The sequence below is a fragment of the Streptomyces sp. WAC 06738 genome, assembly GCF_003945505.1.
In the GTDB taxonomy this organism is placed as follows: Bacteria; Actinomycetota; Actinomycetes; order Streptomycetales; family Streptomycetaceae; genus Streptomyces.
Genome location: NZ_CP029618.1, coordinates 4,923,500 through 4,936,270 on the forward strand (window position 1 = coordinate 4,923,500; position 12,771 = coordinate 4,936,270).

Here is a 12,771-nt window from a genome sequence, read left to right on the forward strand (position 1 = left end):
TTGCCCGTACAGGTCGATGTCCTGACCGAATGCGCACGGGTCAGCCAGCTACAGCAGTCAGGAGCGGAGCGGACGTGCCGGACATGCTCGCCGCCGACGCCCTCGCCGCCGGGTACTTCGACGGCTACGGGGTGGTCGGCCTCGTCGCCGTGCTGGGCCTGCTCTTCGTCGGCGTCGCCTTCGGCGGCGCCCGGCTGCTGCGGCCCGCGGTGCCGACGCCGGAGAAGCTGCTGACGTACGAGTGCGGGGTGGACCCGGTCGGGGAGGGCTGGGCGCACACCCAGGTCCGCTACTACGTGTACGCCTTCCTGTACGTGATCTTCGCGGTCGACGTCATCTTCCTCTTCCCCTGGGCGACGGTCTTCGCGGCGCCGGGGTACGGGGCGGTGACGCTCGTGGAGATGTTCATCTTCCTCGGCTTCCTCGCCGTGGGCCTGCTGTACGCCTGGAAGAAGGGCGTCCTGGAATGGACGTGAACCCCGCCGCCGCCCCCGCCCCGGCCGCTGCCCCCGAGCCCGCCCCCGTGCAGCGCGTGGGCGTGCTCCAGCGGCTGGCGCCCCAGCCGATGAAGGTCGTGCTCAACTGGGGCCGCCGCTACAGCCTGTGGGTCTTCAACTTCGGCCTCGCCTGCTGCGCGATCGAGTTCATCGCCGCGTCGATGGCCAGGCACGACTTCATCCGCCTCGGCGTCATCCCGTTCGCCCCCGGCCCGCGGCAGGCGGACCTGATGGTGGTGTCCGGCACGGTGACGGACAAGATGGCGCCGTCGGTGAAGCGGCTGTACGAGCAGATGCCGGAGCCGAAGTACGTGATCTCCTTCGGCGCGTGCTCCAACTGCGGCGGGCCGTACTGGGACTCGTACGCGGTGACGAAGGGCGTGGACCAGATCATCCCGGTGGACGTGTACGTGCCCGGCTGCCCGCCGCGGCCGGAGGCGCTGCTCCAGGGGATCCTGAAGCTCCAGGAGAAGATCGCGCGGGAGTCGCTGGAGGAGCGGTACGGGACGGCACCGTCCGGGGCGCCGGTGGGTGCGCTGACGAGCGGGCTGGTGAAGCCGCCGGAGGACGCCGGATGACGGAGCAGGGGGAGGGCTGGCTCCCACGGCCGGCCACGGAACTGTTCGGCCCGGAGGCGGTGGCGAAGGAGGCGTACGGCGTCCTCACGGTGGACGTACCGGCGGCCGCCTGGACCGAGGCGCTGCGGACGGCGCGCTCCGAACTGGGCTGCACGTTCTTCGACTGGCTCAGCGCCGTCGACGAACCGGCCGAGGGCTTCCGCATCGCCGCCCACGTCGTCGCCGTCGGCACCCCGCCGCGCCGGCTGCTGCTCCGCACGACGGTGCCGCACGCGGCCCCGGCGCTGGCGACGGCGACGGGCGTCTACGCGGGGGCGGCGTGGCACGAGCGGGAGACGCACGAGATGTTCGGCGTCGACTTCCCCGGCCACCCGCACCTGGTGCGGCTGCTGCTGCCGGAGGAGTTCGAGGGCCACCCGCTGCGGAAGGACTTCGTCCTGGCGGCGCGGGTGGCGAAGGCGTGGCCGGGCGCGAAGGAGCCGGGCGAGTCCCACGCGGGGGGCCCGAAGCGGCGCCAGATGCAGCCCCCGGGCGTGCCGGACCCCAACGACTGGGGCCCCCAGAAGGGCACCCTCCCCCCACCCCCCGCCCGCCCCGCCCGCCGCGCGGGCACGAGAAGGGCCGCCGCGGCGGCCCAGGAGGACAACGCCACCGCACCGCCCGCCGAATCCGGCACCGACCGCCCGGCCCGCGGCGCCCGGCGGACCCGCTCGGCGAGCGGGGGTTCCGCCTCGCAGCGGGCGGCCGAGGAGACTTCGGGCGAAACGCAGGACGGCGAGAACGCCGGCGGCACACCGGGCGAGGCTGCGAGCGCGACTCCCGGCGAAGCCGGGGCCGGCGGCCGGCCGCGCGGTGCGCGGCGGGCGCGTTCCGCGAGTGGGGGTTCCGCGTCGCAGCGGGCCGCCGGTGGCGGGCCCGCCGCCGCGGGCCGGGAGCCGCGCTCCCGTACCCGTACGCCCGACGCCCCCTGGCAACGCCCGCAACCCGACGACGGCTCGCCCCCACCCGCCGAGCCCGCCGCAGGCGAACCCTCCTCCGCCCCCGAGGACGGCGAAGGCGGTGAGTCCCCGTGAACGACGGGCTCGAAATCCTGGTCACCCTCCTCGGCGTGCTCGTCGTCTTTCTGCTCTTTCCGCTCGTCGTCGGGCAGACGGAGCACAAGGTCATGGCCCACATGCAAGGCCGCGTGGGCCCCATGTACGCGGGTGGCTTCCACGGCTGGGCGCAACTCGTGGCCGACGGCCTCAAGTTCGTGCAGAAGGAAGACGTCGTCCCCGCCGGTGCCGACCGCCGCGTCTTCCAGCTCGCGCCCGCCGTCGCCCTCCTGCCGTACCTCATCGTCCTCGTCGCCATCCCCTTCCACCCCGACGGCGGCGTCGGCGAGGCGCTGAACGCCGGCATCTTCTTCGTGCTGGCCGTCATGGGCGTCGGCGTCCTCGGGTCCCTCATGGGTGGCTGGGCGTCCGCCAACAAGTACTCCCTCCTCGGCGGCCTCCGCACCGCCGCGCAGCTCCTCGCCTACGAGCTGCCCATGCTGCTCGCCGCCGCCTCCGTCGCCATGGCCGCCGGGACGGTCTCGCTCGTCGGGATCGTCGACGGGTTCGAGTGGTGGTGGCTGCCGTGGCAGCTCGTCGGCGGCGTGGTGTTCTTCACCGCCGGGCTCGCCGAGCTGCAACGCCCGCCCTTCGACGCCCCCGTCGCCGACTCGGAGATCATCTTCGGCGCGTACACCGAGTACTCCGGGCTGCGCTTCGCGCTCTTCCTCCTCGCCGAGTACGCCGGCATCGTCGTCCTCAGCGCGCTGACCGCCGTGCTCTTCCTCGGCGGCTGGCACGGCCCGTACGCCGACGGGCTCGGCTGGCTCTGGACGCTGCTGAAGACCGGGATCCTCGCCTTCGCCGTGATCTGGCTGCGCGTCACGTACCCGAGGCTGCGCGAGGACCAGATCCAGCGCTTCGCCTGGACGACCCTCATCCCGCTCGCCCTCGCGCAGATCGCGCTCACCGGCATCGTGAAGGTGGTGATCTGACGGTGAAGGGGCTCGCCAAGGGGCTCGCGGTCACGCTGCGCACGATGACGCGGCGCTCGCACACCGCGCACTACCCCGACACCCTCCCCGCGCTGCCGCCGCGCAGCCGCGGCGTCATCGCGCTCTTCGAGGAGAACTGCACGGTCTGCATGCTCTGCGCCCGCGAGTGCCCGGACTGGTGCATCTACATCGACTCGCACAAGGAGACCGTGCCGCCCGCCGCCCCCGGCGGGCGCGAGCGCAGCCGCAACGTGCTCGACCGCTTCGCGATCGACTTCGCGCTGTGCATGTACTGCGGGATCTGCATCGAGGTCTGCCCGTTCGACGCGCTTTTCTGGTCGCCGGAGTTCGAGTACGCGGAGACCGACATCCTTGAGCTGACCCACGAGCGCGACCGGCTGCGGGACTGGATGTGGACCGTGCCGGTCCCGCCCGCGCCGGACCCGGCGGGGGAGGAGCCGAAGGAGCTGGGCGCGGCGCGCAAGGCGGCGGAGAAGGCGGAGGCCGCGCGGGTACGGGACGCGGGGGAGCCCCCGGCCGGGGAGGGCGACGACGCATGACCCTCGCCGCCGAGACCCACGGCTTCCTGTCGCCCACCGGCGTCGAGATCGTCTTCCTCCTCACCGGCCTGGTGACCCTCGGCGCCGCCGTGATCACCGTGACCACGCGGCAGTTGGTGCACGCCGCGCTGTGGCTGGTGGTCGCGCTCGGCGGGCTGGCGGTCGAGTACCTGCTGCTGACGGCCGAGTTCGTCGCCTGGGTGCAGGTGCTGATCTACGTCGGCTCCGTGGTCGTGCTGCTGCTCTTCGGGCTGATGCTGACCCGCGCGCCGATAGGCCGCTCACCGGACGCCGACTCGGGCAACCGGTGGGTGGCGCTGGGCGTGGCGGGGGCGGCTGCGGTGCTGCTGGTGACGCTGGTGGTGGACGCGTTCCGTACGACGTGGATCGACCTGGACGAGCCCAAGGGCACCACCGACCTGCTGGGGGCCAGTGTCTTCCGGCACTGGGTGCTGCCGTTCGAGGCGCTGTCGGTGCTGCTGCTGGCGGCGCTGGTGGGGGCGATCGTGCTGTCCCGCAAGGACGGCGGGTCCGCGGCCGGGGACGCGGACGAAAGCACCCGGGCCGCCGGGGCCGCCGACGACGGCGGGGAGGGCTGATGCATCTCGCGTATCCGGCGGTGCTGGCGGTGCTGCTGTTCTGCGTCGGCCTCTACGGCGTGCTGGCGCGGCGCAACGCCATCCTGGTGCTGATGTCCGTCGAGCTGATGCTCAACGCCGTCAACCTCAACCTCGTCGCCTTCGACGTCGCGTTCCGCGACGCCCTGCGCTCCGGGCAGTCGTTCACCCTGTTCATCATCGCGCTGGCCGCGGCGGAGATCGGCATCGGGCTGGCCATCGTGCTGATGGTGTACCGCAACCGGGGCACCTCCGCCGTCGACCGCCTGCGCGACCTCGCCGACACGGACGCGGGCGGCGCCGGTGACGGAGCGGAGGATTCAGCCCACGAGGCGGCAGCAGGGAACGCGGCCCAAGGCGCCACCGACGGCGGCGAGTCCGGGACCGCGTCGAAGAAGGCCGAGGCCACCGCGTGACCACCACCACCCTCGCCGCACTCGTCCCCCTGCTGCCGTTCCTCGGCGCCGTCGCCGGCCTGCTCCTCGGCCGCCGCTCGCCGGGCATGGTGCAGCCGCTGGCCGTGCTCCCAACCGTGACCGCCGCCGTGCTCGCCGCCCTCGTCGCGGCGCGGCAGGGCGGCGACGAGCCGGTGACCGCCGCCACCGAGCTGACCCCGACCGGCTCCGTACCCATCGACCTGGCGCTGCACCTCGACGGCATGGCGGTGCTCGTCGCCGTACTCGTCGGGGTCGTCGCCTCGTGCGTGCAGATCTACTCCACCGGCTACCTGCGCGACGACCCGCGCTACTCCTCGTACGCCGCCCTCGTCTCCCTCTTCACCGCCGCGATGTTCCTCGTCGTCTACTCCGGCGACCTGATGGTGCTGCTGGTCGGCTGGGAGATCATGGGCATCTGCTCGTACTTCCTCGTCGGCCACTACTGGGACACGGAAGTCGCGCGCGCCGCCTCGCTCAAGGCGTTCCTGGTCACCAAGCTGGGCGACGTCCCCTTCCTCATCGGCATCTTCGCGCTCGCGTCCGAGGCCGGTACGTTCCGGATCAGCGGCATCGTGACCGCGGCCGGCTCCGGCGACGGCCTCGCGCACCCCACGGTCATCGCGCTGCTGCTGCTCGCCGGGGTCGCGGGCAAGTCCGCGCAGTTCCCGCTCCACACCTGGCTGCCCGACGCGATGGCGGGTCCCACGCCCGTCTCCGCGCTGATCCACGCGGCGACGATGGTCGCGGCCGGCGTCTACGTCGTCGCCCGGCTGCTGCCCGTCTTCGCCGCCTCGGCCGCCGCGCTGGTGGTGCTGGCGGTCATGGCCGCCGTCACGATGGTCGGCTCGGCGCTCGCCGCGCTCGCGCAGGACGACATCAAACGCGTGCTCGCGTACTCGACCGTCGGACAGCTCGGCTACATGACCGGCGCGCTGGCCGCGGGCTCGCGGGACGCCGCCGTCTTCCACCTCCTCTCGCACGGTGCCTTCAAGGCGCTGCTCTTCCTCGCCGCCGGCGTCGTCATCCACGCCGCCGGCACCAACTCGCTCGCCGCGATGGCCCGGATGGGCGGCCTGCGCCACCGCGTGCCGGACGCCTACTGGACCATGACCGCCGCCCTCCTCGCCCTCGCCGCCATCCCGCCCTTCGCCGGCTTCTTCTCCAAGGAGGCGATCCTCGCCGCCGCAGAGCACGCGGCCAGGGGGGACGTCGAGGGCGTTCCGGCCGGGGTCGGCTGGGTCGTTCTCGTCGCCGGACTGGCCACCGCCCTGCTCACTGCCGCCTACGCCGCCCGGCTGTGGCTGCTCGCCGGATCACCCCCGCCTCCGCGGGGAATGGGCAGGGCCGGTGCACCAGCCTCCGGCGCCGCGACGCCACTGCCATCGACACCAGCCTCCGCCACTGACAACGTCGCCGATGCGGGGTACCCCGTGCGGACCCCGGTCGTCATGAACGCCGTGCTGTGGCTGCTCTTCGTGCCCACCCTCGCGTTCGGGCTGAGCGTCTGGACGCTGCCGGACTGGCTCGGCGACCACTCCCTCACCCCGACGCTCGCCACCGCCGTCCTCGGCACGGGACTGGCGCTCGTCGGCATGATGGCGACGTACGCCGCGTGGAAGCAGACCGCCGGGCTCGCCGCCCGCGTCCCCGCCGGCGCGGTCACCGCCCACCCCGACGCCGAGCCGGCCCTCACCGAGGTGGAGGCGGAGGCCACGCACGAGACGGTGTACGGCAGCCCGTCGGACGAGGGCACCGCCGCGTCGGGCGCCGCCCCCGACGGCACCGCCACGGACCCCGGCCGCATACTGCTCGGCGCCCCCCTCTACCGGCACGCCGCCCGCGGCTTCCACGTCGACGCCCTGTACACCGCGCTCTTCGTCCGCCCCGTACGGGCCGCGGCCCGGCTGGTCCGCTTCCTGGACCGCGAGGTCGTCGACACGTACGTACGCGGCGCGGGCACCGCGCCCCGGCTGCTCGGCGCCGCCGTCCGCCGTGCGCAGACCGGCAACGTGCAGAGCTACCTCAGCGCGCTGCTCGGCGGCGCGCTCGTCCTGGCCGTCGCGGTCGTCGTCGCCACCACGTCGGTCACGGGAGGCTGACGCCGTATGGACACCAGCCCGCCCGGGCACCGCCCCGGCAGCCGCCCGGCCCGCCGTATCCGTCCCGCGCCCCGGCCGTCCTCCGAAGCCGCGGAGGTCACCCGCGTATGAACCACACCGCGATGCAGCTCGTCCTCGCCGCCATCGTCGTCCTCCCCCTTCTCGGCGCCCTGGCCGCCCTCTTCCCCGCGCCGCCCGGCCTCAAGGGCAAGAGCCCCGACCAGGCCGTGCTGCGCCACGGCGTCACCGTCACCGGCGCCGTGTTCGTCCTGTCCGTCGTCCTGGCCGCCGGCTTCGACTACGACGACGCCGGCACCATGCAGGCCGACTCCGACGTCGGCTGGATCCCCGCCCTCGGGATCCGGCTCCACCTCGGCGTCGACGGCGTATCGCTCCCCCTCCTCGTCCTCACCGCGCTGCTCACCTTCCTCTGCGCGGTCTACGGCTACTTCGCCATGCCCGCCGGGCCGTCACCCCGGGCGTTCGTCGCGCTGCTGCTCGTCCTCGAAGGCGGCATGCTCGCCACCTTCGCCGTCCTCAACCTGCTGCTCTTCTTCCTGGCGTTCGAGATGGTGCTCATCCCGATGTACTTCCTCATCGCCCGCTGGGGCGGCGCCGGACGGACCGCCGCCGCCTGGAAGTTCATCCTCTACACGCTGCTCGGCTCGGTCGTGATGCTCCTCGGCCTCCTCCTCGTCGGGTTCCAGGGCGGCACTTTCGACATGGTGGCACTCGCCACTGACAACGGCGCCGAGCTCACCCACACCACGCAGCTCATCGCGGTCCTCGCGATCGGCGCCGGCCTCGCCGTGAAGACCCCGATGTGGCCGCTGCACAGCTGGCTCCCCGACGCCCACACCGCCGCGCCCACCGTCGGCTCCGTGCTCCTCGCCGGCGTGCTGCTGAAGATGGGCACGTACGGGTTCGTGCGCGTCCTGCTGCCCATCGCCCCCGACGGCATGGAGACGTACGCGCCCTACCTCGCCGCCTTCGGCGTCACCGGCATCCTCTACGGCTCCCTCGCCTGCCTCGCCCTCGCCAGGAACGGCGCGCGCGGGGACCTCAAGCGGCTCATCGCCTACTCCTCCGTCGGCCACATGGGCTTCGTGCTCCTCGGCATCTCCACGCTCACCCCCACCGGCGTCAACGGCGCGCTCTTCGCCAACATCGCCCACGGCCTCATCACCGGCCTGCTCTTCTTCCTCGTCGGCGCCCTCAAGGAGCGCACCGGCACCACCGACCTCGACGCCCTCGCCGGCCGCACCGGCGCCGCCCTCTACGGCAGCGCCCCGCGCCTGGGCGCGCTGCTCGTCTTCGGCGCCGTCGCGTCGCTGGGGCTGCCGGGGCTCGCGGGGTTCTGGGGCGAGATGCTGGCGATGTTCGCGGCGTACGACCCGGCCGCCGGGCTCCCGCGGCCCGCGTACCTGGTCTCCATGGCCGTCGCGGGCTTCGGCACCCTGCTCACCGCCGCGTACCTCCTGGTCGTCGTCCGCCGCGTCTGCATGGGCGACAGGACGCCGGGGAGCGGCCGGCCTTCGGTGACGTACGCCGGTACGAGATCGCCGCCTGGAGCCCGCTCGTCACCCTCACCGTCCTCGCCGGCCTCTGGCCCGCCGCACTCCTCGGCCTCACCGACCCGGCCGTGCAGAAGCTCCTCGCGGGAGGAAGCTGATGACGTACGCACACGCCGCCGCACCCTCATCCGGCGGGACCGGGGCAGGCGGGAGGGCGGACACGGTCCTCGCCGAGTCCGTCGTGCAGTCCGTCGACTGGCTCGCCGTCGCGCCGCCCACGATCGTCGCCGTGGCCGCCGTCGCGCTGCTGGTCGCCGACCTCTTCGTACCCGAGCGCGCCAAGCACCTCCTGGGCTGGGGCGCGGTCGCCGCCCTCGCCGTCTCCCTCCTCGCGCTCCTGCCGCTCCTCGACGGCGACCGCAGCACCTTCTGTCTCACCGGCGATCCCGGCGTCTGCAGCTACACCGCCGACCGCTTCGCGCTCGTCGTGCAGCTCCTGGTGCTCGCGGGCGCGCTGCTCGCCGCGCTGCTCTCCGTGCACGACGTGCGGGCGACGAAGCTGCCCGCGGGGGAGTTCTGGTTCCTGCTGCTGGCCTCGGCCGCGGGCGCGGCGCTGCTGCCCGCCGCGCGCGACCTGGCCACGCTCGTGATCGCCCTGGAGGTCGCCTCGCTGCCTGCGTTCGCGCTGGTCGGCCTCCGCCGCGGGGACCGGCTGTCGTCCGAGGCGGCGCTGAAGTTCTTCCTCTCCTCCGTCACCGCGACCGCCGTCATGCTCCTCGGCATCAGCTTCGTCTACGCCGCCGGGGGCAGCCTGCACCTGGCGCGGCTGGCCGACGGGCTCGCGACGGCACCGGAGCGGCTGGAGACGCTGGCGGCGGCGGGGGTCGTGCTGACGCTGGTCGGGTTCGCCTTCAAGACGGCGGCGGTGCCGTTCCACTTCTGGGTGCCCGACACGTACGTGGGCGCGCCGATCCCGGTGGCCGCGTATCTGTCGGTCGTCGGCAAGGCGGTGGGCTTCAGCGGGCTGATCCTCGTCACCGTGCTGGCCTTCCCGGCGTACGACGAGGTGTGGGGCCCGGCGATCGCGGTCCTGGCGGCGCTGACGATGACCGTGGGCAACGTGGCCGCCCTGCGCCAGCGCGTCGACGCCCCGCACAGCGCCGTCCGGCTGCTGGCCTGGTCGTCGGTGGCGCAGGCGGGCTACCTGCTGGTCCCCATCGCCGCCGCGGCCTACGCCGACGAGCCGGAGCGCGCGGTGGGCTCCACGCTCTCGTACGCCCTGATGTACGGGGTGGTGAACCTCGGCGCCTTCGCCGTGGTCGCCGCGGTGGCCGCGAAGGGCGGCCGCGGCGGCCGGATCACCGACTACCGGGGCTTGGCGGCGACGCGGCTGCCGGTCGCGCTGGCGCTCGCGTTCTTCCTGATCAACCTCGCCGGGCTGCCGCCGGGGATCATCGGCCTCTTCGCGAAGGTGACGGTCCTGGGCGCCGCGGTGGACGCGGGTCTCGGGTGGCTGGCGGTAATCATGGCGGCGAACGTGGTGGTGGGGTTGTACTACTACCTGCAGTGGACGGCGCTGCTGTTCCGCCCGGCGCCCGCGGCTCCGGACGGCGGTCCGGCCCCGGTCCGTACCGCCCTGACCGCCCCGCTGCGCGGCGCCATCGGCCTGACGGCGGCGCTCGGCGTCGCGCTCTCGGGCGCGCCGCAGCTCGTCCTCCGCTTTGCGGGCGAAGCCCTGCTGTAGCGCCGCCTCACCCGCACGGCGCCCGGGGAATCTGCGCTGACCAGGGAACTTGGCCGGTGGGCCGGGCGTTCTGTGCGTGGGAGGGGTCCACTGGAAGGAGACGGCCGACACTCGCGCCGGCAGGCTTTGGAGGGCACACCGTGCACCGGTCGAACAACGGGCTGAAGACAGCCGCGCTCCTGGGCGGCATGTCAGCGCTGATCTTGCTCATCGGCAGCATTTTCGGCCGTACGGGCTTGGTCATCGCGCTCGTCGTCGCCATCGGCACCAACGCGTACGCGTACTGGAACAGCGACAAGCTGGCCCTGCGCGCGATGCGCGCCCGCCCGGTGAGCGAGATCGAGGCGCCGAATCTCTACCGCATCGTGCGCGAGCTCTCCAACGAGGCCCGCCAGCCGATGCCCCGGCTCTACATCTCGCCGACCCCGGCCCCGAACGCCTTCGCCACCGGCCGCGACCCGCGCAACGCGGCGGTCTGCGTCACCGAGGGCATCCTGCAGATCCTCGACGAGCGCGAGCTGCGCGGCGTCCTCGGGCACGAGCTGATGCACGTCTACAACCGGGACATCCTCATCTCGTCGATCGCGGGCGCGCTCGCGTCGGTGGTGATGTTCCTGGTGAACTTCGCCTGGCTGATCCCGAGCGGCGACCGCAACGGCAACGGGCCGGGACCGTTCGGCATGCTCCTGGTGCTCTTCCTGGGCCCGGTGGCGGCGAGCATCATCAGGCTCGCGGTCAGCCGCTCCCGCGAGTACGAGGCCGACCAGACCGGCGCCCGGCTCACCGGCGACCCGCTGGCCCTGGCGAGCGCCCTGCGGAAGCTCGAAGCGGGCACGAAGCAGCTCCCGCTGCCGCCGGAGCCGCGGATCGAGACGGCGAGCCACATGATGATCGCGAACCCGTTCCGGCGGGGCTCGGGCAACATGTCGCGGCTGTTCTCGACGCACCCGCCGATGGCGGAACGTATCGCCCGGCTGGAGCGCATGGCGGGCAGGGACCTGGGGCACTGAGGGGCTGCTGCCCGTGGACCGGGTGGGTTAGCGTAGGACCCATGTCAGGTGCTTCTGGAGCCGGCTGCGCCGGTGTGACGAGGACGTCCCGCTAGCGGCGGGACGTACGTCACTTGTGCGCCCGTAGACGCGTCTCCGCGTCGCCGCGGGCTCCGTGGATGGTTCGTACGAATCCGTCGCTTCGCGAGCGATCGACCGGAGCGGCCTCTTTGTGCTGCCCGGAACTCGTCTTCCGAGCAACGGAGCTTCCAGGTGTTCTCAGGCATTCTCTCCGCGCGCGCGGACTCCGCGTCCCCGGCGCGCGCATGGCTGGTGCTGTGCTGCATGGCCATGCTGCAGTTCCTCATCGCGGTCGACGTGACCGTGGTCAACATCGCCCTGCCGTCGATCGGCGCGGACTTCGCGGCTGACGACCGCCGGCTGACCTGGGTGGTCGTCGGATACACCATCACCGGCGGCGGGCTGCTCATGCTCGGCGGCCGGCTGGGCGACGTCCTGGGCCGCCGCCGCGTCCTGCTCTCCGGCACCGCGCTCTTCGGCCTCGCGTCGCTGCTGGCGGGGCTGGCGCCGTCGTTCGCCTGGCTGGTGGCGGCCCGGCTGCTCCAGGGCGCGGGCGAGGCGGTCGCTCTGCCGGCGGCGATGGCGGTGGTGGTGCTGATGTTCCCGGAGGGCCCGCGGCGGTCGCGGGCGCTGAGCGTGTGGGGGGCGGTGGCGAGTTGCGGGCTGGTGCTGGGGTTCGTGCTCTCCGGGGTGATCACGGAGCTGTTCGGATGGCGGTGGATCTTCCTGGTGTCGGTACCGTTCATCGTCGTCGTCCTGGTGGCGACGCTCCTCCTCGTACCGGCAGACCCGCCCCCGGCCCGCACCCCGATGGACCTGCCGGGCTCGCTGCTGCTGACCGCGGCTCCGCTGCTCTTCGCGGTGGGCGTCGTCGAGGCGGGGGAGGGCGACGGGGCGGGGTCGTGGCTGCCGCCGGTGTCCCTGGCGGGCGCGGTGCTCGCGGCGGTGGGATTCGCCGCGGCGGAACGCCGCTCGGCGAACCCGCTCGTGCCGCTCGGGTTCTTCCGCAACGGCCCGCGGGTGCGGGCGAACCTGGCGACGGCGTTGCTGAGCGCGGCGCTGTCGACGTCGTTCCTGCTCTTCACGTACTACCTCCAGGAGCACCGGGGCCTCAGCCCGCTGGAGGCGGGGGTGACGATGCTGCCGCTGGCGTTCACGCTGATCGGGGCGTCGGTGCTCGTGCCCGGGCTGCTGGGCCGCTGGGGGGCGCGGATGTGCGCGCTGACGGGGATCGGGCTGACGGGGCTGGCGTTGCTGCTGCTCGCGTTCGTGACCCACGTCGAAGGGGGCCCACTGGCGATGATCCCGGCGATGCTGCTGATCGCGGCGGGCCTGGGCTTCGGGATCATCGGCTTGCAGTACGCGGCGGTGAGCGGGGTGACGGAGTCCGACGCGGGCATGGCCTCGGGCGTCCAGCGGGCGGCGGACCAGTTGGGGGGCGCCACGGGGGTCACGCTGTACGTGGGCACCGGTTTCGCCCCGGCCCTGGACGCCGGCAACCCGTTCCTGACCAGCAGCGTTCTGGCTGTGGGAGGACTGGCGGCGGCGGTGGCCGTCACGTGGCGGATGGGGGCGGGCGGGGCGGTGCGGTAGGGAGCCGGGAACGGGGCGGTCCGCCCTGCTCCT

The 12,771-nt window shown here is 73.4% G+C and carries 11 protein-coding genes and 1 pseudogene; all 12 read left to right on the plus strand.

The genetic code is table 11. The features are described 5' to 3' along the window. The first annotated feature begins 83 nt into the window (after positions 1-83). The 12 genes and pseudogenes from DMB38_RS21735 (at position 84) to DMB38_RS21790 (ending at position 12,738) form a co-directional block, all read left to right on the plus strand. Positions 84-476, plus strand: a complete 393-nt coding sequence (locus DMB38_RS21735; RefSeq protein WP_206337833.1) for an NADH-quinone oxidoreductase subunit A — start codon at positions 84-86, stop codon at positions 474-476. Continuing rightward, the gene (locus DMB38_RS21740; RefSeq protein ID WP_206337724.1) at positions 467-1,075 is read left to right on the plus strand and encodes an NADH-quinone oxidoreductase subunit B; all 609 of its coding nucleotides are present in this window, start codon (positions 467-469) and stop codon (positions 1,073-1,075) included. The genes DMB38_RS21735 and DMB38_RS21740 overlap by 10 nt, the downstream gene beginning before the upstream one ends. Beyond that, the gene (locus tag DMB38_RS21745; RefSeq protein ID WP_125936599.1) at positions 1,072-2,148 is read left to right on the plus strand and encodes an NADH-quinone oxidoreductase subunit C; all 1,077 of its coding nucleotides are present in this window, start codon (positions 1,072-1,074) and stop codon (positions 2,146-2,148) included. Before DMB38_RS21740 ends, DMB38_RS21745 begins: the two co-directional genes overlap by 4 nt. Next, entirely contained in the window at positions 2,145-3,104 is a 960-nt protein-coding gene (locus DMB38_RS21750; RefSeq protein ID WP_125936600.1) for a complex I subunit 1 family protein, read from the plus strand. Before DMB38_RS21745 ends, DMB38_RS21750 begins: the two co-directional genes overlap by 4 nt. A 44-nt stretch (positions 3,105-3,148) precedes the next feature. Next, positions 3,149-3,664, plus strand: coding sequence for a 4Fe-4S binding protein (locus DMB38_RS21755; protein ID WP_173534941.1), 516 nt, complete (start codon positions 3,149-3,151; stop codon positions 3,662-3,664). Further along, positions 3,661-4,263 (plus strand): NADH-quinone oxidoreductase subunit J, encoded by a 603-nt coding sequence (locus tag DMB38_RS21760; protein WP_125936601.1) that lies wholly within the window; start codon positions 3,661-3,663, stop codon positions 4,261-4,263. The genes DMB38_RS21755 and DMB38_RS21760 overlap by 4 nt, the downstream gene beginning before the upstream one ends. Then, positions 4,263-4,697: an NADH-quinone oxidoreductase subunit NuoK gene (nuoK, locus tag DMB38_RS21765; RefSeq protein WP_125936602.1), complete on the plus strand. Its 435-nt coding sequence runs from the start codon at positions 4,263-4,265 to the stop codon at positions 4,695-4,697. The genes DMB38_RS21760 and nuoK overlap by 1 nt, the downstream gene beginning before the upstream one ends. After that, positions 4,694-6,817 (plus strand): NADH-quinone oxidoreductase subunit L, encoded by a 2,124-nt coding sequence (locus DMB38_RS21770; protein ID WP_125936603.1) that lies wholly within the window; start codon positions 4,694-4,696, stop codon positions 6,815-6,817. The genes nuoK and DMB38_RS21770 overlap by 4 nt, the downstream gene beginning before the upstream one ends. 107 nt (positions 6,818-6,924) lie before the next feature. Beyond that, positions 6,925-8,489 (plus strand): annotated as a pseudogene (locus tag DMB38_RS21775) (NADH-quinone oxidoreductase subunit M). Beyond that, positions 8,489-10,075 (plus strand): NADH-quinone oxidoreductase subunit N, encoded by a 1,587-nt coding sequence (locus DMB38_RS21780; protein ID WP_125936604.1) that lies wholly within the window; start codon positions 8,489-8,491, stop codon positions 10,073-10,075. The pseudogene DMB38_RS21775 and the gene DMB38_RS21780 overlap by 1 nt, the downstream one beginning before the upstream one ends. Before the next feature lie 140 nt (positions 10,076-10,215). Further along, a complete protein-coding gene (gene htpX, locus DMB38_RS21785) occupies positions 10,216-11,085 on the plus strand; it encodes a zinc metalloprotease HtpX (RefSeq protein WP_164716074.1) in 870 nt (289 codons plus the stop codon). Positions 11,086-11,409: 324 nt separating this feature from the next. Beyond that, positions 11,410-12,738, plus strand: a complete 1,329-nt coding sequence (locus DMB38_RS21790) for an MFS transporter (protein ID WP_125939183.1) — start codon at positions 11,410-11,412, stop codon at positions 12,736-12,738. Positions 12,739-12,771 lie beyond the last annotated feature (33 nt).

Coding starts and splice junctions, on each gene's coding strand:
- DMB38_RS21755 (WP_173534941.1), top strand. CDS start 3,149: ATGACGCGGCGCTCGCACACCGCGCACTACCCCGACACCCTCCCCGCG.
- DMB38_RS21745 (WP_125936599.1), top strand. CDS start 1,072: ATGACGGAGCAGGGGGAGGGCTGGCTCCCACGGCCGGCCACGGAACTG.
- DMB38_RS21780 (WP_125936604.1), top strand. CDS start 8,489: ATGACGTACGCACACGCCGCCGCACCCTCATCCGGCGGGACCGGGGCA.
- DMB38_RS21740 (WP_206337724.1), top strand. CDS start 467: ATGGACGTGAACCCCGCCGCCGCCCCCGCCCCGGCCGCTGCCCCCGAG.
- DMB38_RS21735 (WP_206337833.1), top strand. CDS start 84: ATGCTCGCCGCCGACGCCCTCGCCGCCGGGTACTTCGACGGCTACGGG.
- DMB38_RS21790 (WP_125939183.1), top strand. CDS start 11,410: ATGGCCATGCTGCAGTTCCTCATCGCGGTCGACGTGACCGTGGTCAAC.
- DMB38_RS21760 (WP_125936601.1), top strand. CDS start 3,661: ATGACCCTCGCCGCCGAGACCCACGGCTTCCTGTCGCCCACCGGCGTC.
- nuoK (WP_125936602.1), top strand. CDS start 4,263: ATGCATCTCGCGTATCCGGCGGTGCTGGCGGTGCTGCTGTTCTGCGTC.